Source organism: Xanthomonas bromi, assembly GCF_900092025.1.
Classification (GTDB): Bacteria; Pseudomonadota; Gammaproteobacteria; order Xanthomonadales; family Xanthomonadaceae; genus Xanthomonas; species Xanthomonas bromi.
Map to the genome: position 1 here is coordinate 1 of NZ_FLTX01000060.1, position 16,889 is coordinate 16,889.

Sequence of the window (16,889 nt, forward strand, 5' to 3'; positions counted from 1 at the left end):
CTGGCAGTGCCAGGGCTTTTGGATGATTGGCGTCCCCACGGGGATTCGAACCCCGGTGTCCACCGTGAAAGGGTGGTGTCCTAGGCCTCTAGACGATGGGGACGCGTATCAAAACCTCGTTGTCCATTTCAGACGGCCTAATGCCTGAAGTGGTGGAGCCAGGCGGGATCGAACCGCCGACCTCCTGCATGCCATGCAGGCGCTCTCCCAGCTGAGCTATGGCCCCGCGTTGTTGCTAGCCGGAAATCATAGCGGTATCTCCACCCCATGGGAAGTGTTCTTCGCAAAAAGTTGTACTGAGAGGGCTGCCAAGGCCCATGCGCAGAGTGCGTCAATCTTTCCACAGAAGCGTGCGCCTGGCGTGCGTCAAGCACTCCTAAGTTTCTCAGTGTTCGTTGCGCAGTGAACCCAGGTGTCGGTGCTATCGGCGCATTCGATGCTTCAACGGCAGTGTCTGCTTATCTTCGACAGTTCTTGATGTTGAGCGCCGCGACCGGTCCGCCGGTCAGTGCGTTGCATCCCTCCATCTTGTTTGCACGAGGCAATGGACCTCGCGTTGTGCACTCGCTGTCATCGAGAGCATTCGCGCAGCATAGCCATTGCGCAGGTTGTGTTCCCAGCGGGGCAATCGTTTGCGACGTGGCTGGTAGCGTGGCAGTTGCGACGCTAGGCAGGAACACATCGACGGAAGCGAAAAAGTGCTGGCGTGCGAGCGTTCATGCGTTTGAATGATGCTGCAAAGTCGCGCGTCTTGAATGGAGCTTGCGATCTTTAGTGTAGTGACGATGCGCGCAGACATGGGCATGCGTCGATGCCCGCACCAGACGCTGCGCTGCCCGAGGAAGGGTTCGGCTCTCCATCCGCCGCATCATGCCCATGAACCGAACACGGATCATGGGCATTGCATCCAGTTCCGCCTAGAAAACAGGCGAAAAAAAGCCCCGGCAGAGCCGGGGCTTTTGGATGATTGGCGTCCCCACGGGGATTCGAACCCCGGTGTCCACCGTGAAAGGGTGGTGTCCTAGGCCTCTAGACGATGGGGACGCAGATCAAAACCTGAGTTGTCATTTCAGACGGCCTAATGTCTGAGATGGTGGAGCCAGGCGGGATCGAACCGCCGACCTCCTGCATGCCATGCAGGCGCTCTCCCAGCTGAGCTATGGCCCCACGAAACTGAGAACGAAATGATAGCGACCTGTTAATGTTCGCGCAAGCGCTTTTTCATTCCGAATGAGACTCGCGCAGCAATCGCATTGTCGTCAGTTGACGCCATGCAGATCGCGCAACTGCGTCTGACGTGCGCCGAAATACGCAGCCAGGTCGGCGATGTCCTGATCGCTCAATGCGGTTGCCTGCGCAGTCATCAATGGATGCTGACGATCGCCGCTGCGGTACGCCTGCAGCGCATGCGCCAGGTAGTCGCCGTATTGGCCGCCGAGTTTGGGATAGCTGGGATCGATCGGCGCATTGCCGTCTGCACCATGGCAGTCCACGCAACTCTGGCCGGTGGTCTTGCCCTTGGCATGCGCAAGTTTGTCGCCGGAGTCGGCGCGCCCGGTGGGCAGGCCTGCCGACGAACCGGAGCCGTGCTCGCCGCTGGCGTGGCCGGCATCGCCGGCGGAGTGGTCGGTAGATTCCACCTGGGATTGGGAACAGGCCGCCATCGTCAAGGCAACGACCAGGGCGATGGCTAGACGCGGAGCGTGCAGGGCGTTCGGCATGTGGGCGCTTACTTGAGGGTGGACAGGAAGGCGGAGATGTCGGCGATGTCCTGCTCGGAGAAGCTCTGTGCCTGCGCCTGCATGGTCGGATGTTTGCGCTTGCCCTGGCGGTATTCGGTCAACGCCTGGGTCAGGTACTGACTGGTCTGGCCGCCGATCTTGGGCACGCGATAGCTGGGGTAGGCGTTCTTGTAGCCGGTGACGCCGTGACAGCCCTGGCAGGTGTAGGCGAGCAGACGGCCATTGGCTGGATTGCCGGTCGGGGTGGCTGGCGCCGCTGCGGCGGTGGCCGGTGCTGCCGTGGTGGCAGGTGTCGGCGTGGCCGGTGTGACTGACGGTGTCGCTGATGCGCCCCCAAACGGCAGGAAGACGACCAGAGCGAGACAAGCGGCGAGCGGCTGCGGGCGCATGGTTTCGTATCCGGAAGACTGATTGAGCGTCCGCACGTGGGGGCGTCACGGAACCCGACCGAGTATGCCTGCGATTTGGCGCGGCGCAAACGGGGTGAATACGCGAAGTTGAACAGACCATGACCTTTGGCGCATTGGCGACATGCGCATCCTGGTGATTTACTTGCCTACAACACCTGTTAACGCATCCACTAGGACACGACGATGTCGCCACTCTCATCCTTGCACCGCTGCAGCGGAACGCGCGCCGCGGCGCTGTTGATCACCACGTGCCTGCTGTTGGGCGGTTGCAAGGCAGGAGAGGGCGAAGCGAAGGCTGCCGAGGACAAGAAGGCTGCCGATGCCGTGCCGGTGGAAATTGCCAAGGCCGCGCGCCGTGCGGTGGCCGCCAGTTACACCGGCACCGCAGCGCTGGAGCCGCGTGCCGAAGCGCAGGTAGTGGCCAAGACGTCCGGCGTGGCACTGGCGGTGATGGTGGAAGAAGGCCAGAAGGTGTCGGCCGGCCAGGCGCTGGTGCGGCTGGACCCGGACCGTGCACATCTGGCCGTGGCGCAGAGCGAAGCGCAGTTGCGCAAGCTGGAAAACAGCTATCGCCGCGCCACCCCACTGGTGGGCCAGCAGCTGGTGAGCGCAGCCGATGTAGACCAGCTCAAGTTCGACGTAGAAAACAGCCGTGCGCAGCATCGGCTGGCATCGCTGGAACTGTCCTACACCACGGTGCAGGCACCGATTTCCGGCGTGATCGCCTCGCGTTCGATCAAGACCGGCAACTTCGTGCAGATCAATACGCCGATCTTTCGCATCGTCGACGACTCGCAGCTGGAGGCCACGCTCAACGTGCCCGAGCGCGAACTGGCCACGCTCAAATCCGGCCAGCCGGTGACCTTGCTGGCCGATGCGCTGCCGGGCCAGCAGTTCGTGGGCAAGGTGGACCGGATTGCGCCGGTAGTGGATTCGGGAAGCGGAACGTTCCGCGTGGTGTGTGCCTTCGGCAAGGGCGCCGAGTCGCTGCAGCCGGGCATGTTCGGGCGCATCCGCATCGATTACGACCAGCGCAAGGACGCCCTGGTGATTCCGCGCCTGGCGTTGCTGGACGATGGCGAACCGGCCGTGTTCGTGGTGCGCAATGGCAAGGCCAGCCGCGTGCCGGTGAAGCTGGGCTATGCGGAAGGCCCTTGGCTGGAAGTGCGGCAGGGCCTGAAGGAAGGCGATCAGGTGGTGACAGCAGGCAAGGTGGCGTTGCGCGACGGCACTACGGTGCAGGTGATCGGCCAGCCGGATCGCAAGCCGGTCGCCGCTGTTCCGGCTGCTGCACGCGATGAGACGCACGCATGAGTGACCACGGCAACCCGCACGGCCCCGTGCACGACCCGCATGCACCATCGCCTGGCGGCGGGCTGGTGGCCTTCGCCACGCGTCGACGGGTGACCATCGCCATGATCACCGTGACCATGCTGCTGTTCGGCCTGATCGCACTGCGCAGTCTCAAGGTCAATCTGCTCCCTGATCTGAGCTATCCCACGCTCACCGTGCGCACCGAATACACCGGTGCGGCGCCGGCGGAAATCGAGACGCTGGTCACCGAGCCGGTGGAAGAAGCCGTGGGCGTGGTCAAGAACCTGCGCAAGCTCAAGTCGATCTCGCGTACCGGGCAGAGCGATGTGGTGCTGGAATTTGCCTGGGGCACCAACATGGACCAGGCCAGCCTGGAGGTGCGCGACAAGATGGAAGCGCTGTCGCTGCCGCTGGAAACCAAGCCGCCGGTGCTGCTGCGTTTCAACCCGTCCACCGAGCCGATCATGCGGCTTGCGTTGTCGCCCAAGCAGGCGCCGGCCTCGGATACCGACGCGATCCGCCAGCTCACCGGCCTGCGCCGCTATGCCGACGAAGACCTGAAAAAGAAGCTCGAACCGGTGGCCGGTGTGGCCGCGGTCAAGGTAGGCGGCGGTCTGGAAGACGAAATCCAGGTCGATATCGATCAGCAGAAACTGGCGCAGCTCAATCTGCCCATCGATAACGTGATCACCCGGCTCAAGGAAGAGAACGTCAATATTTCCGGCGGGCGGCTGGAAGAAGGCTCGCAGCGGTATCTGGTGCGCACGGTCAACCAGTTCGTGGATCTGGACGAGATCCGCAACATGCTGGTCACCACCCAGAGCAGCAGTAGCAGCGCTGCCGATGCAGCGATGCAGCAGATGTATGCGATTGCCGCGTCCACCGGTTCGCAGGCGGCGCTGGCGGCGGCGGCCGAAGTGCAGAGTACCTCGTCGTCGTCCAGCAGCAGCATCGCCGGTGGCATGCCGGTGCGGCTGAAGGACGTGGCGCAGGTGCGGCAGGGCTACAAGGACCGCGAGGCCATCATCCGGTTGGGCGGCAAGGAAGCGGTGGAGCTGGCGATCTACAAGGAAGGCGATGCCAATACCGTGTCCACCGCCGCGGCGCTGCGCAAGCGCCTGGAGCAACTGAAGGCGACGGTGCCGGGCGATGTGGCGATCACCACCATCGAGGATCAATCGCACTTCATCGAGCACGCGATCAGCGACGTCAAGAAGGATGCGGTGATCGGCGGCGTGCTGGCGATCTTGATCATCTTCTTGTTCCTGCGCGATGGCTGGAGCACGTTCGTGATCAGCCTGTCGTTGCCGGTGTCGATCATTACCACGTTCTTCTTCATGGGCCAGCTGGGACTGAGCCTCAACGTGATGTCGCTGGGCGGGCTGGCGTTGGCCACCGGCCTGGTGGTGGACGATTCCATCGTGGTGCTGGAGAGCATCGCCAAGGCGCGCGAGCGCGACTTGAGCGTGCTGGATGCGGCGATTGCCGGCACCCGCGAGGTGAGCATGGCGGTAATGGCGTCCACGCTGACCACGATTGCGGTCTTCCTGCCGTTGGTGTTCGTCGAGGGCATCGCCGGGCAGTTGTTCCGCGACCAGGCATTGACGGTGGCGATTGCGATCGCGATCTCGCTGGTGGTGTCGATGACGCTGATTCCGATGCTGAGCTCGCTCAAGGGCGCGCCGCCGATGGCGTTCCCGGATGAGCCCAGCCGCCATCCGGATTGGCAGCCCGAGCAGCGCTGGCTCAAGCCAGTGGCTGCCGGGCGGCGCGGTGCGGGTGCGAGCGCGCGCTATGCGTTCTTCGCTGCGGCGTGGGCGGTGGTGAAGCTGTGGCGCGGGATGAGCAAGGTGGTGGGGCCGGTGATGCGCAAGGCGAGCGACCTGGCGATGGCGCCCTATGGCCGCGCCGAGCGTGGCTATCTGGCGATGCTGCCGGCGGCATTGCGGCGTCCGGGGCTGGTGCTGGGATTGGCGGCGGCAGCGTTCATCTGCACCGTCGTTCTGGTGCCGATGCTGGGCGCGGATCTGATTCCGCAGCTGGCGCAGGACCGCTTCGAAATGACGGTGAAGCTGCCTTCGGGCACGCCGCTGGCGCAGACCGATGCGCTGGTGCGCGAGTTGCAGCTGGCGCACGACAGGGACTCGGGTGTGGCCTCGCTGTATGGCGTCAGCGGCAGCGGCACGCGGCTGGATGCCAACCCCACCGAAAGCGGCGAGAACATCGGCAAGCTCACCGTGGTGATGGCCGGCGGTGGCAGCCCGGAAGTGGAGGCGGCGGCGACCGAACGGCTGCGCAGCAGCATGGCCGTGCATCCGGGCGCGCAGGTGGATTTCGCTCGGCCGGCGTTGTTCAGCTTTTCGACGCCGCTGGAAGTGGAACTGCGTGGCCAGGATCTGGGCGAACTGGAACGTGCCGGGCAGAAGTTGGCGGCGATGCTGCGTGCCAATGGCCACTACGCCGACGTCAAATCGACGGTGGAAGAAGGCTTTCCGGAAATCCAGATTCGTTTCGACCAGGAGCGCGCCGGTGCGCTTGGCATGACCACACGTCAGATTGCCGATGTGATCGTCAAAAAGGTGCGTGGCGATGTGGCCACGCGCTACAGCTTCCGCGATCGCAAGATCGATGTGCTGGTGCGTGCGCAGCAGAGCGATCGCGCCAGCGTGGAGGCAATTCGTCAACTGATCGTCAATCCGGGTAGCAATCGTCCCGTGCGGCTAGCTGCGGTAGCCGAGGTGCTTGCGACGACCGGTCCGAGCGAGATCCACCGCGCCGATCAGACCCGCGTGGCGATCGTGTCGGCCAGCCTCAAGGACATCGACCTGGGCGCTGCGGTGCGCGAAGTGGAGACGATGGTGCGTAAGGATCCGCTCGCTGCGGGCGTGGGCATGCATATCGGCGGGCAGGGCGAGGAGTTGGCGCAATCGGTGAAGTCGCTGCTGTTCGCATTCGGGCTGGCGATCTTTCTGGTCTATCTGGTGATGGCCTCGCAGTTCGAATCGCTGCTGCATCCGTTCGTTATTTTGTTCACCATTCCGCTGGCGATGGTGGGTGCGGTGCTGGCGCTGTTGATGACCGGCAAGCCGGTGTCGGTGGTGGTGTTCATCGGCTTGATCCTGTTGGTAGGCCTGGTGACCAAGAACGCGATCATCCTGATCGACAAGGTCAACCAGCTGCGCGAAGAGGGCGTACCCAAGCGCGATGCACTGATCGAGGGCGCACGCTCGCGCCTGCGGCCGATCATCATGACCACACTGTGCACCTTGTTCGGCTTCCTGCCGCTGGCGGTGGCGATGGGCGAGGGCGCGGAGGTGCGCGCACCGATGGCGATCACCGTGATCGGCGGCTTGCTGGTGTCCACGCTGCTGACGCTGCTGGTGATTCCGGTGGTGTACGACTTGCTGGATCGCCGTGCGGACGCGTACTACTTTGAGCGCGGCCGGCGCATGGCGCGGCAGCAGACACAGGTGCGCGAGAACACCGACGGGCTGGAGGCGCTATGAGCGTTGCCGCTTTCAGCATCCGTCGCCCGGTGACCACCATCATGTGCTTCGTATCGCTGGTGGTGGTAGGCCTGATCGCGGCGTTCCGGCTGCCATTGGAGGCATTGCCGGACATCTCTGCACCGTTTCTGTTTGTGCAATTGCCGTACACCGGCTCCACGCCGGACGAGGTGGAGCGCAACCTGGTGCGTCCAGCCGAGGAAGCGCTGGCGACGATGACCGGGATCAAGCGCATGCGCTCGACCGCCACCGCCGACGGCGCGAACATCTTTATCGAATTCTCCGACTGGGATCGCGATATCGCCATCGCCGCATCCGATGCGCGCGAGCGGCTGGATGCGGTACGCGACGATTTCCCCGAGGATCTGCAGCGCTTTCATGTTTTTAAATGGTCCAGCAGCGACGAGCCGGTGCTCAAGGTGCGCCTGGCGAGTCAGACCGACCTGACCGGCGCCTACGACATGCTCGATCGCGAGTTCAAGCGGCGCATCGAGCGCATCCCCGGCGTGGCCAAGGTGGAGATTTCCGGTGCACCGCCGAACGAAGTCGAGATCGCCATCGCGCCCGATCGACTGACCGCGCACGACCTCAGCCTCAACGACTTGAGCGAACGCCTGGGTAAGCTCAATTTCTCGGTGTCTGCGGGCCAGATCGACGACAACGGTCAGCGCATCCGCGTGCAGCCGATCGGCGAACTGCGCGACCTGCAGGAATTGCGCGAGTTGGTGCTCAATCCCAAAGGCGTGCGGCTGGGCGATATCGCCGAGGTGCGGCTCAAGCCGACGCGCATGAATTACGGGAGGCGCCTGGATGGGCGCCCGGCGATCGGTCTGGATGTCTACAAGGAGCGCAGCGCCAACCTGGTGGAAGTGTCGAAGGCGGCATTGAAAGAGGTCGAAGACATCCGCGCCCAACCGTCGATGCGCGATGTGCAGGTCAAGGTGATCGACAACCAGGGCAAGGCGGTGACTTCGTCGCTGGCCGAACTGGCCGAGGCCGGCGCGGTGGGTCTGTTGCTGTCGATCACGGTGTTGTTCTTCTTCCTGCGACATTGGCCATCGACGTTGATGGTGACGCTGGCGATTCCGATCTGCTTTGCGATCACGCTGGGCTTCATGTATTTCGTCGGCGTCACACTCAATATCCTGACGATGATGGGCTTGCTGCTTGCGGTCGGCATGCTGGTGGACAACGCGGTGGTGGTGGTGGAAAGCATCTACCAGGAACGTGAGCGCATGCCGGATCGGCCACAACTGGCGGCCTTGCTGGGCACCCGCAGCGTGGCGATCGCGCTCAGCGCCGGCACGCTGTGTCACTGCATCGTCTTCGTGCCGAATTTGTTTGGCGAAACCAACAACATCAGCATTTTCATGGCGCAGATTGCGATCACCATTTGGGTGTCCTTGCTGGCTTCATGGCTGGTGGCGATCAGCCTGATCCCGATGTTGTCCGCGCGCATGAAGACGCCGCCGATGGTGACCTCCGAGCGCGGTGTGATCGCACGGCTGCAGCGCCGTTACGCCACGGTGCTGGCGTGGACGCTTGCCCATCGCGGCTGGAGCGTGACCGGGATCATTCTGGTCAGCGCGATCAGCCTGGTGCCGATGAAGCTGACCAAGGTCGACATGTTCGGTGGCGACGGTGGCAACGAGGCCTTTATCCAGTATCAATGGAAAGGTTCCTACACCCGCGAGCAGTTGGGCGAAGAGATCGGCCGCGTCGAAAACTATCTCCAAGCCAATCGCGCCAAGTATCACATCGCGCAGATCTATTCGTGGTTCAGTGAGGCGGAAGGCAGCAGTACGGTGGTGACCTTCGATGCCAGCAAAGTCAAGGATCTGCCGCCGTTGCTGGAAAAAATCCGCATGGAGCTGCCGCGCTCTGCGCGTGCCGATTACAGCATCGGCAATCAGGGCGATGGCGGGAAGGGCAACCAAGGCGTGCAGGTGCAGTTGGTCGGCGACTCGACCGAGGCACTCAAGTCGCTGGCCGATGACGTAATTCCGCTGCTGGCGCAACGCAAGGAATTGCGCGACGTGCACGTGGATACCGGCGATCGCACCAGCGAGTTGGCGATCCGCGTGGACCGCGAGCGCGCAGCTGCCTTCGGTTTCAGTGCGGAGCAGGTGGCAAGTTTCGTGGGCCTGGCATTGCGCGGTACGCCGCTGCGCGAGTTCCGCCGCGGCGACAACGAGGTGCCGGTGTGGGTGCGGTTTGCCGGCGCCGAGCAAAGCAAGCCCGAAGACCTGGCCAGCTTCACCGTGCGCACCAAGGATGGCCGCAGCGTGCCGTTGCTGAGTCTGGTGGACGTGCAGATCCGTCCAGCCGCCACCCAGATCGGGCGTACCAACCGCCAGACCACGCTGACCATCAAGGCCAATCTGGCCGAAAAAGTCACCGTACCGGAAGCGCGCGCGGCGATGGAAACGCCGCTCAAGGCCATGAGCTTCCCGGCCGGTTACAGCTATACCTTCGATGGCGGCGACTACCAGAACGATGGCGAAGCGATGGGCCAGATGGTGTTCAACCTGGTGATCGCGTTGGTGATGATCTACGTGGTGATGGCGGCGGTATTCGAATCGTTGCTGTTCCCGGCAGCGATCATGAGCGGGGTGCTGTTTTCGATCTTCGGGGTGTTCTGGCTGTTCTGGATCACCGGCACCTCGTTCGGCATCATGTCCTTCATCGGCATCCTGGTGCTGATGGGCGTAGTGGTGAACAACGGCATCGTGATGATCGAGCACATCAACAATTTGCGTCGCCGCGGCATGGGCCGGACCCAGGCGCTGGTGGAAGGCTCCCGCGAGCGTTTGCGGCCCATCATGATGACGATGGGCACCGCGATCCTGGCGATGGTGCCGATCTCGCTGACCAGCACCACGATGTTCAGCGACGGCCCGCCGTACTTCCCGATGGCGCGCGCCATCGCGGGTGGCCTGGCGTTTTCGACGGTGGTGAGCCTGCTGTTCCTGCCGACGATCTACGCGATTCTCGATGACATGAGCAACGGCGCAGCGGCACTGGTGCGACGCGCGCGCGGTGTGCCGAAGGCACTGCCTACGAACGCTGCGTTGGAGTCCTGAGCAACGCACTGTGTAGTGCCGTAGACAACGTAGGGCGCATCAAGCCCCTCTCCCGTCGGAAGATGGGTTGGGGTGAGGGTGCGATTTCATCGGATGGCGTGAGAACCGGAACACCACCCGCCAAAGGGACCAGCGCTTTGGGGTGCTGACTTCGACGGCAGGCGGCGGCGCGGCCGGGCATCGGCTCTTCGGCGCGGCACATCCATGTGCCGCTCTCCGCCAATCCCCGGCCACGCTGCCGCCTCGGCGAGTCGTTATCGCGACGTTGAGTGAGAAAAAACAGCAGTTGATTCAGTGTTCGACTTTGGTACGTGCCAATCATCCGCCAAGTTCGCTGCACGTCTTCTGGACCTTCGACTTCGTAGCTCTCAGACAAACCGGCCTGAAGCCAACTACTTAGAAGCGCGCGGTTTTTTCAGCCGCTCCTAATCCGCCGCCTTCAAGAGGGACGCGAAGAGGCTCCTGCCTCAACAGCCGAGGCAACGATCAAAATCCAGGTCGAGCATGCCCTGCGGCAATCGCTGCTCTCCGTTCCGCCAACACAGGAACATTCGAAGAGTGGTCCGCGGGCGCCGGGGCAGGACCTTACACGACAAGGCGCGTGTAAGAGCCCCCATGGATGGGTTCACGGCGTGTCCTGCCCCGGCGCCCGCGGCCCGCTCCCACGCATGAAACAAAGGCGCCCGCCAGCAATCTTTCCTCGACCAAAAGCAAAGCGCCAGCAAACCCGGCGTTCCTCATTCAAAACCAAAGTGCCAGCTGATCAGATTTCCTCAGCTCTCCAGCTTTCCCAGCAACCTGGCTTCCAAGCCGCTGGATACGCCGGCCGGAGAATCAACCCGCCCGCACCTGCCGCACGATCGCCGCCGCCTTGGCCGAGCTTTCCTTGACCTTGTCCCAATGGCCTTGGGTCAGCCAATCCTTGGGCACCATCCACGAACCGCCGATGCAGACCACATTCGGCTGCGACAGGAACTCGGCCGCGTTGGCTTCGCTGATGCCGCCGGTGGGGCAGAGCTTGAGCTCGGACAGCGGGCCGGCGAGCCCTTTGAGCATTTGCAGGCCACCCACGGCGGTGGCCGGGAACAGCTTGCACACGCGGAAGCCCAGGCCCATCAGGGTCAGCAGTTCGGTTGGGGTTGCTGCGCCAGGTACGGCGGGAATCGGGGCGTCGGCCAACAGGCGTGCCAGCGGCGCGGGCGTGCCTGGAGTGACCAGGAAATCCGCACCGGCATCCACCGACTGGCGCAGCTGCAGTTCGCTCAGCACGGTGCCGGCGCCGATCACGATGTTGGGCAGTTCGCGCTTGAGCATCGCCAGCGCCTCGATCGCCACCGGCGTACGCAGGGTCAGCTCGATCGCGGGCAGGCCGCCTTCGAGCAGCGCATCGGCGACGCGGCGCGCCTGGTCCAGCGTGTCCACGGTCACCACCGGCAGGATGCCGGCGTCGCGCAGCAAGTGTTCGGCAGTGTTCTGGGTCTGGGCAATCGTCATTGCAACTCCGGGTGGCGGCGGCCGCCGGAGCGGTCGCAGAGAGGGAAGGGGAATCAGGCGTCCTTGGACTCGTGCGGCGCAGCGGCAGCGGCCGCATCGGCACCGAGTTCGTACTCGGCGTCGTAGCTCCACAGCGCACCGTCCTGATGGGTCGGACCGCAGGAAATCGAAATCGCACCCTGGTCGGCCGGGCCGACCACTTGGCGATTGATGGCGAACAGGTTGCGGCCCAGATCATTGCCGGCCAGCGCAGTGTTCGGCGCCACCTCGCGCGAGGCCCATTCTTCGGCCGAGACCAGCACTTCCAGGGTGCCGGCTTCGCCGTCCAGGCGCACGATGTCGCCTTCGCGGACGCGCCCGATCGGGCCGCCGCGTGCGGCTTCCGGCGTCATGTGGATCGCGGCGGGGAACTTGCCCGAGGCACCGGACAGCCGGCCGTCGGTGACCAGCGCCACGCGCCGGCCCTGGTTCTGCAGCAGGCCGAGCAGCGGCGCCATCGAATGCAGCTCCGGCATGCCGTTGGCGCGCGGGCCCTGGTAGCGCAGCACCACCACGAAATCGTGCGGCAGTACGCCGGCGGCATGCAGCTTGTTGAGCACCTGCGGGGTGTCGATCACCACCGCAGGCGCCTCGATCTTGCGGTGCTGCGGTTTGACCGCCGACAGCTTGATCAGCGAGCGGCCAAGGTTGCCGCGCAGCAGACGCAGTCCGCCCTGCGATTCGAAGGCGTCGCTGACCGGACGCGCGACGCTGTCGTCGGCGGTGCTCGCAGTGCCGGGCACGTAGGTTACCTTGCCGTCCTGCAGGCGCGGCTCATTGACATAGGCACGCATGCCGCCTTCGACGACGGTGGGCAGGTCCTCGTGCATATAACCGGCATCCATCAACTCGCGGAACACGAATGCGGTGCCGCCCGCAGCCTGGAAGCGGTTCACGTCGGCCTCGCCATTCGGGTAGATGCGCGTCAGCAGCGGCACGGTCTGCGAGATCAGATCCATGTCGTCCCAGGTCAGCACGATGCCAGCCGCACGCGCCACGGCGATCCAGTGAATGGTGTGGTTGGTCGAGCCGCCGGTGGCCATCAGTGCAACCACCGCATTGACGATGGCACGCTCGTCGATCAGACGACCGAACGGGCGGAAATCATCGCCCAGCGCGGAGATCGCCAATGCACGCGCAGTGCCTTCGCGAGTCAGTGCATCGCGCAACGGTAGCTCCGGATTGACGAACGAGGCGCCCGGCAGCTGCACGCCCATCGCTTCGAGCAACACCTGGTTGGAGTTCGCCGTGCCGTAGAAGGTGCAGGTGCCCGGCGAATGGTAGGACGACGCTTCGGCTTCCAGCAGCTCGGCGCGCGTGGCTTCGCCAGCGGCGTAGCGTTCGCGTACTTCTGCTTTTTGCTTGTTCGGAATGCCGGGCGTCATCGGGCCGGCCGGCATGAAGATCGCCGGCAGATGACCGAACGCCAGCGCGCCGATCAGCAGGCCCGGCACGATCTTGTCGCACACGCCCAGGTACACCACGCTGTCGAACATGTCGTGGCTCAGACCAATGGCGGCGGCCTGGGCAATGTTGTCGCGCGAGAACAGCGACAGCTCCATGCCGGCACGGCCCTGGGTCACGCCGTCGCACATCGCCGGCACGCCACCTGCCACCTGCGCAGTGGCGCCGAGCGTGCGCGCAGTGTCGCGGATCAGCTGCGGGTAATGCTCGAACGGCTGATGCGCCGACAGCATGTCGTTGTAGGAGGTGATGATGCCCAGGTTCGGCGTGGCCGCACCGCGCAGACGCGTTTTGTCGGTTGGCTCGGAGGCCGCGAAGCCGTGCGCAAGATTGCCGCAGCTCAGACGACTACGGAACGGCCCTTCACGCAGGGCGGCATCGAGACCGGCCAGATACGCCGCGCGCGAGGGGGCGCTGCGCTTGCGAATACGGTCGGTGACAGCTTGGATGTTCGGATGCAGGCTCATTGGCTACCGGCTATGAGAAACGGGGGGGGAAAGCGCTTTTTTTTAAATCCCTGCACATGGATGTGCGGGCTTTTGCGAGGGACTCGCACTCAGGGACACCAATGCACCCGCAGTCGCGGCCCAGGCGGCTGCAGCGCGACGCGGATGGGATATTCGTTGATGTTGTCGCCGGCCAGCGCGGCCTGCAGCACTTCCAGCTTCTGCTTGCCACGCAATAGCAGCAAACGCGTCGGGATGCTGGCTAGCCCTACGGGGGTCAGCGTGATGCGTAGCGGCCATTGATTCGAACCGGGGCAGCCGGTCGCGTCCAGCGACGCATACGGCTGCGGGCTGGTGAGCGCCTTGGGCAGGTCGGTGGCACCCGGGAACAACGAAGCGGTATGCCCGTCGCCGCCCATGCCCAGCACTGCAAGACAGGCCGGTTCGGCATGCTTGGCCTGCAGATTGGCGGTGTGCACGCATTCGGGCAGTTGCTTGCCAGGACGCACCAACGGAATGAAGGTGGCAGCCGGCGCGTGGGTCAGGAAGCTGTGATTCACCAGCCAGGCATTGCTGTCCTGATCTTGCGGCGACAGCCAGCGCTCATCGACCAGGCCCACTTCCACACGCGACCAGTCCAACGGCCGGTGGGCGAGGGACTCGTATACCGGCGCTGGCGTGGTACCGCCGGACAACAGCATGCGTGCCTGGCCGCGACGCGAGATTTCCTGTTCCAGCAGGTCGGTCATTTCGCTGGCCACCGCCTCGGTCCACTCGGCCGGGTCGTCGTAGCGCACCAGGGTGATGCGCGGGTTGTCCTGCAGGTTCATCGCTGCTCTCCCGGATGCTGACGCTGCGCATCCACCGCATATGCGGCGGCGCCGAGCAGGCCGGCATGCGGGTGCATGACCGCCAGCGATGGCACGCGCGACATGATCGCGGAGAAACGGCCCTTGTGTTCGAAGCGCTGGCGAAATCCGGAGTGCTGCAGCGAATCGAGCACCTTGGGCACCAGCCCACCGGTGAGGAACACGCCGTCCCAGGCGCCCTGCATCAGCACCATGTCGCCGGCGATCGCACCGAAGATGGCGCAGAACAGGTCGATGGTGCGCGATGAGCGCGGATCGCCCGCGGCCGCGCGTGCGGTGATGTCCTTGGGTTGCAGCGGCCCCGGATCGACGCCAGCGATTTCGCTGAGCGCGCGATGGATATTGACCAGGCCCGGCCCACATATCAGGCGCTCATTGGAGACCCGGCCGAACTGTTCGGAGAGGATTTCCAGGATGCGGATTTCTTCCGGCGTGCCGGGCGGAAAGCTGACGTGGCCGCCTTCGGTTTCCAGCGGAAAGCAGCGCCCGTTGCGGATGATCAGGCCACCCACGCCCAGGCCGGTGCCGGGGCCGATCACACCGTAGTTGCGCGGTTGATCGATCGGTGCCGGGCGCCAGCTGGCACCGCCCACCTGCACCACGTCCTGCGGACGCAGCAGGCTGATCGCCATGGCCTGCGCGGCAAAATCGTTGATCAGATGCAGGGTGCTGAAACCCAGCATGCTGGCGGTGCGCGAACGCGAGATCACCCACGGGTGGTTGGTGATGCGCGCCTCGTCGCCATCCACACGGCCGGCCACGGCGAACACGCCCTGGGTGGCCTGCACGCCGATCTGGTCGAGGTAATAGCGTGCGGCTTCGCCGAGCGAACCGAAGTCCACCACTGCGAATTCGCGCGAGGTGTCATCCAGCAATGGCACCGAAGCGTCGACATCGGCCAGTGCAAAGCGCGCATTGGTTCCGCCGATATCGGCAACCAGCACCGGCTTGGAAGGAGCGGTCATGCGGTGTGTCCCTGTGCGTCGGTGGCCGGGGGCAGGAAGTGGGTGGCCGATTCGGGACCCCAACTGCCGGCCGGGTAGGGCTGCAGTGGCAGCGCAGCGTCTTTCCAGGCGTCGCTGACGCTGTCGATCCACGACCACGCCGCCTTGACCTCGTCATCGCGCACGAACAGCGCCGGGTTGCCGTTGAAGGCGTCCGCGAACAGGCGCTCATAGGCGATGCGACGGTGCAGGCCAGTGGGGACCGACAATTCCAGTTCCAGCGGCTGCAGTTCGATCGCGCCCCATTCCGGGCCGGCGAGACTGCTCATCAGGCCCAGTTCGATGTTTTCCTGCGGCTGCAACTGGAAGGTCAGGCGGTTAGGCTCCGCGTTCTGCCGGTCCGGACGTTCGAACAGCCAATGCGTCACCGGCTTGAGCGTCACCACGATGCGGGTGGAGCGCTCGGCCAGGCGCTTGCCGGTGCACAGGTGGAACGGCACCCCGGCCCAGCGCCAGTTGTCGATATGCGCGGTCACCGCGACGAAGGTTTCCACGTCGCTGCCTTCCGGCGGGTGGTAGGCCTGCGCCGGCTGGCCGTTGATGCTGCCGGCGGTGTAGCGGCCGCGCACACTGTCGTGGGCGGCATGGTCGGCGGTCATCGGACGCAGCGCACGTAACACCTTGACCTTCTCGTCGCGGATGCGGTCGGCTTCCAGCGAGGCCGGCGGTTCCATCGCCACCAGGCACAACAGCTGCAGGATATGGCTCTGCACCATATCGCGCAGCGCGCCGGAGCGGGCGTAGTAGGCATCGCGCCCATCCACCCCTTCGCTTTCGGCAACCAGGATCTGCACCGACTCGATATAGGTCCGGTTCCAGACCGCCTCCAGCAGCGTATTGCCGAAGCGCAGCGCGATCAGGTTCTGCACTGCCGCCTTGCCCAGGTAGTGGTCCAGGCGGAACACGCGGTCTTCGTCGATCAGCGCGCCGATCGACTGCAGGATTTCGCGGGCGCTGTCCGAGTCGTGGCCGATCGGCTTTTCCAGCATCAAACGATGCGGTGCCGCCAGCGCGCCACCCAGGGCCAGGCCCTGGCAGGTGCTGATGTACAGGCCCGGCGGGATCGCCAGATAGCTCACGCACCGGCGGCTGGACAGCTCGCGGACTGCATTGGCCACCGATTCGGCGTCGCGCAGATCGACCGAACGGTAGTCGACCCGCTGCAGCAGCGCCTGGATCTGCTCGGGCGCGGCGATCGGCAGCGCTTCGGTCAGGCGGGGGCGCAGCACCTCGCGGAACGCATCGGTGTCGTGCGGCGACAGCGCCAGCGCACGGATGCGGAAGTCCTCCGGCAGCAGACCGTCGATGAATAGACGCAGCAGGGAAGGAAAGAGATAGCGCTGGGCAAGATCGCCGGTGGCGCCAAACAGGATCAGGGTGTTATGCATGGACCGCGTTTCAGATTCTGGAGACATCGTTATCAGCAGCTTGTCGGTAAAGGCGCCGGACGGCCGGCGGTCGGTACGTCTGTTCCTGAGCGACACTTGCGTGCGCGCAGCGGGGAGTGGACGCTGACGC

At 64.6% G+C, this 16,889-nt stretch carries 10 protein-coding genes and 4 tRNA genes; 3 read left to right on the forward strand and 11 right to left on the reverse strand.

Annotated elements, in window-relative coordinates; all coding sequences use genetic code 11:
* Positions 1-27: 27 nt before the first annotated feature.
* The 6 genes from XBLMG947_RS17195 to XBLMG947_RS17220 all read right to left on the reverse strand — a co-directional run bounded on the left by XBLMG947_RS17195 (position 28) and on the right by XBLMG947_RS17220 (position 2,131).
* Positions 28-103: transfer RNA gene (locus XBLMG947_RS17195), tRNA-Glu, on the reverse strand.
* Positions 104-150: 47 nt separating this feature from the next.
* Positions 151-226: transfer RNA gene (locus XBLMG947_RS17200), tRNA-Ala, on the reverse strand.
* Between the two features lie 742 nt (positions 227-968).
* Positions 969-1,044, reverse strand: a tRNA-Glu gene (locus XBLMG947_RS17205).
* Positions 1,045-1,091: 47 nt separating this feature from the next.
* Positions 1,092-1,167 (reverse strand) — tRNA-Ala (locus tag XBLMG947_RS17210).
* Between the two features lie 92 nt (positions 1,168-1,259).
* The gene (locus XBLMG947_RS17215; RefSeq protein ID WP_065469831.1) at positions 1,260-1,721 is read right to left on the reverse strand and encodes a c-type cytochrome; all 462 of its coding nucleotides are present in this window, start codon (positions 1,719-1,721) and stop codon (positions 1,260-1,262) included.
* Between the two features lie 8 nt (positions 1,722-1,729).
* Positions 1,730-2,131 (reverse strand): c-type cytochrome, encoded by a 402-nt coding sequence (locus XBLMG947_RS17220; RefSeq protein ID WP_065469832.1) that lies wholly within the window; start codon positions 2,129-2,131, stop codon positions 1,730-1,732.
* Positions 2,132-2,335: 204 nt separating this feature from the next.
* Between XBLMG947_RS17220 and XBLMG947_RS17225 the strand changes: the two genes are divergently transcribed.
* From XBLMG947_RS17225 to XBLMG947_RS17235, 3 genes are read left to right on the forward strand one after another with little or no spacing between them, the layout of a single operon-like run.
* Positions 2,336-3,466, forward strand: coding sequence for an efflux RND transporter periplasmic adaptor subunit (locus XBLMG947_RS17225; RefSeq protein ID WP_065469833.1), 1,131 nt, complete (start codon positions 2,336-2,338; stop codon positions 3,464-3,466).
* Entirely contained in the window at positions 3,463-6,972 is a 3,510-nt protein-coding gene (locus XBLMG947_RS17230; RefSeq protein ID WP_065469834.1) for an efflux RND transporter permease subunit, read from the forward strand. Before XBLMG947_RS17225 ends, XBLMG947_RS17230 begins: the two co-directional genes overlap by 4 nt.
* Positions 6,969-10,055 (forward strand): efflux RND transporter permease subunit, encoded by a 3,087-nt coding sequence (locus tag XBLMG947_RS17235; RefSeq protein ID WP_065469835.1) that lies wholly within the window; start codon positions 6,969-6,971, stop codon positions 10,053-10,055. The genes XBLMG947_RS17230 and XBLMG947_RS17235 overlap by 4 nt, the downstream gene beginning before the upstream one ends.
* Before the next feature lie 834 nt (positions 10,056-10,889).
* On the opposite strand, the gene XBLMG947_RS17240 is transcribed toward XBLMG947_RS17235, so the two are convergent.
* The 5 genes from XBLMG947_RS17240 to zwf form a co-directional block, all read right to left on the reverse strand.
* Complete coding sequence (locus XBLMG947_RS17240) at positions 10,890-11,549, reverse strand: bifunctional 4-hydroxy-2-oxoglutarate aldolase/2-dehydro-3-deoxy-phosphogluconate aldolase (RefSeq protein ID WP_065469836.1); 660 nt, start codon at positions 11,547-11,549, stop codon at positions 10,890-10,892.
* A gap of 53 nt (positions 11,550-11,602) precedes the next feature.
* Entirely contained in the window at positions 11,603-13,519 is a 1,917-nt protein-coding gene (gene edd / locus XBLMG947_RS17245; RefSeq protein ID WP_065469837.1) for a phosphogluconate dehydratase, read from the reverse strand.
* Between the two features lie 89 nt (positions 13,520-13,608).
* The gene (gene pgl / locus XBLMG947_RS17250) at positions 13,609-14,328 is read right to left on the reverse strand and encodes a 6-phosphogluconolactonase (protein ID WP_065469838.1); all 720 of its coding nucleotides are present in this window, start codon (positions 14,326-14,328) and stop codon (positions 13,609-13,611) included.
* Positions 14,325-15,332, reverse strand: a complete 1,008-nt coding sequence (glk, locus tag XBLMG947_RS17255; RefSeq protein ID WP_065469839.1) for a glucokinase — start codon at positions 15,330-15,332, stop codon at positions 14,325-14,327. The genes pgl and glk overlap by 4 nt, the downstream gene beginning before the upstream one ends.
* Positions 15,329-16,759, reverse strand: coding sequence for a glucose-6-phosphate dehydrogenase (gene zwf, locus XBLMG947_RS17260; protein WP_065469840.1), 1,431 nt, complete (start codon positions 16,757-16,759; stop codon positions 15,329-15,331). The genes glk and zwf overlap by 4 nt, the downstream gene beginning before the upstream one ends.
* Between the last annotated feature and the right edge of the window lie 130 nt (positions 16,760-16,889).

Bases quoted from the DNA above. Each gene is read 5' to 3' on its own strand.
- XBLMG947_RS17215 (WP_065469831.1), bottom strand. From the start codon at position 1,721: ATGCCGAACGCCCTGCACGCTCCGCGTCTAGCCATCGCCCTGGTCGTT.
- XBLMG947_RS17220 (WP_065469832.1), bottom strand. From the start codon at position 2,131: ATGCGCCCGCAGCCGCTCGCCGCTTGTCTCGCTCTGGTCGTCTTCCTG.
- XBLMG947_RS17225 (WP_065469833.1), top strand. From the start codon at position 2,336: ATGTCGCCACTCTCATCCTTGCACCGCTGCAGCGGAACGCGCGCCGCG.
- XBLMG947_RS17230 (WP_065469834.1), top strand. From the start codon at position 3,463: ATGAGTGACCACGGCAACCCGCACGGCCCCGTGCACGACCCGCATGCA.
- XBLMG947_RS17235 (WP_065469835.1), top strand. From the start codon at position 6,969: ATGAGCGTTGCCGCTTTCAGCATCCGTCGCCCGGTGACCACCATCATG.
- XBLMG947_RS17240 (WP_065469836.1), bottom strand. From the start codon at position 11,549: ATGACGATTGCCCAGACCCAGAACACTGCCGAACACTTGCTGCGCGAC.
- edd (WP_065469837.1), bottom strand. From the start codon at position 13,519: ATGAGCCTGCATCCGAACATCCAAGCTGTCACCGACCGTATTCGCAAG.
- pgl (WP_065469838.1), bottom strand. From the start codon at position 14,328: ATGAACCTGCAGGACAACCCGCGCATCACCCTGGTGCGCTACGACGAC.
- glk (WP_065469839.1), bottom strand. From the start codon at position 15,332: ATGACCGCTCCTTCCAAGCCGGTGCTGGTTGCCGATATCGGCGGAACC.
- zwf (WP_065469840.1), bottom strand. From the start codon at position 16,759: ATGCATAACACCCTGATCCTGTTTGGCGCCACCGGCGATCTTGCCCAG.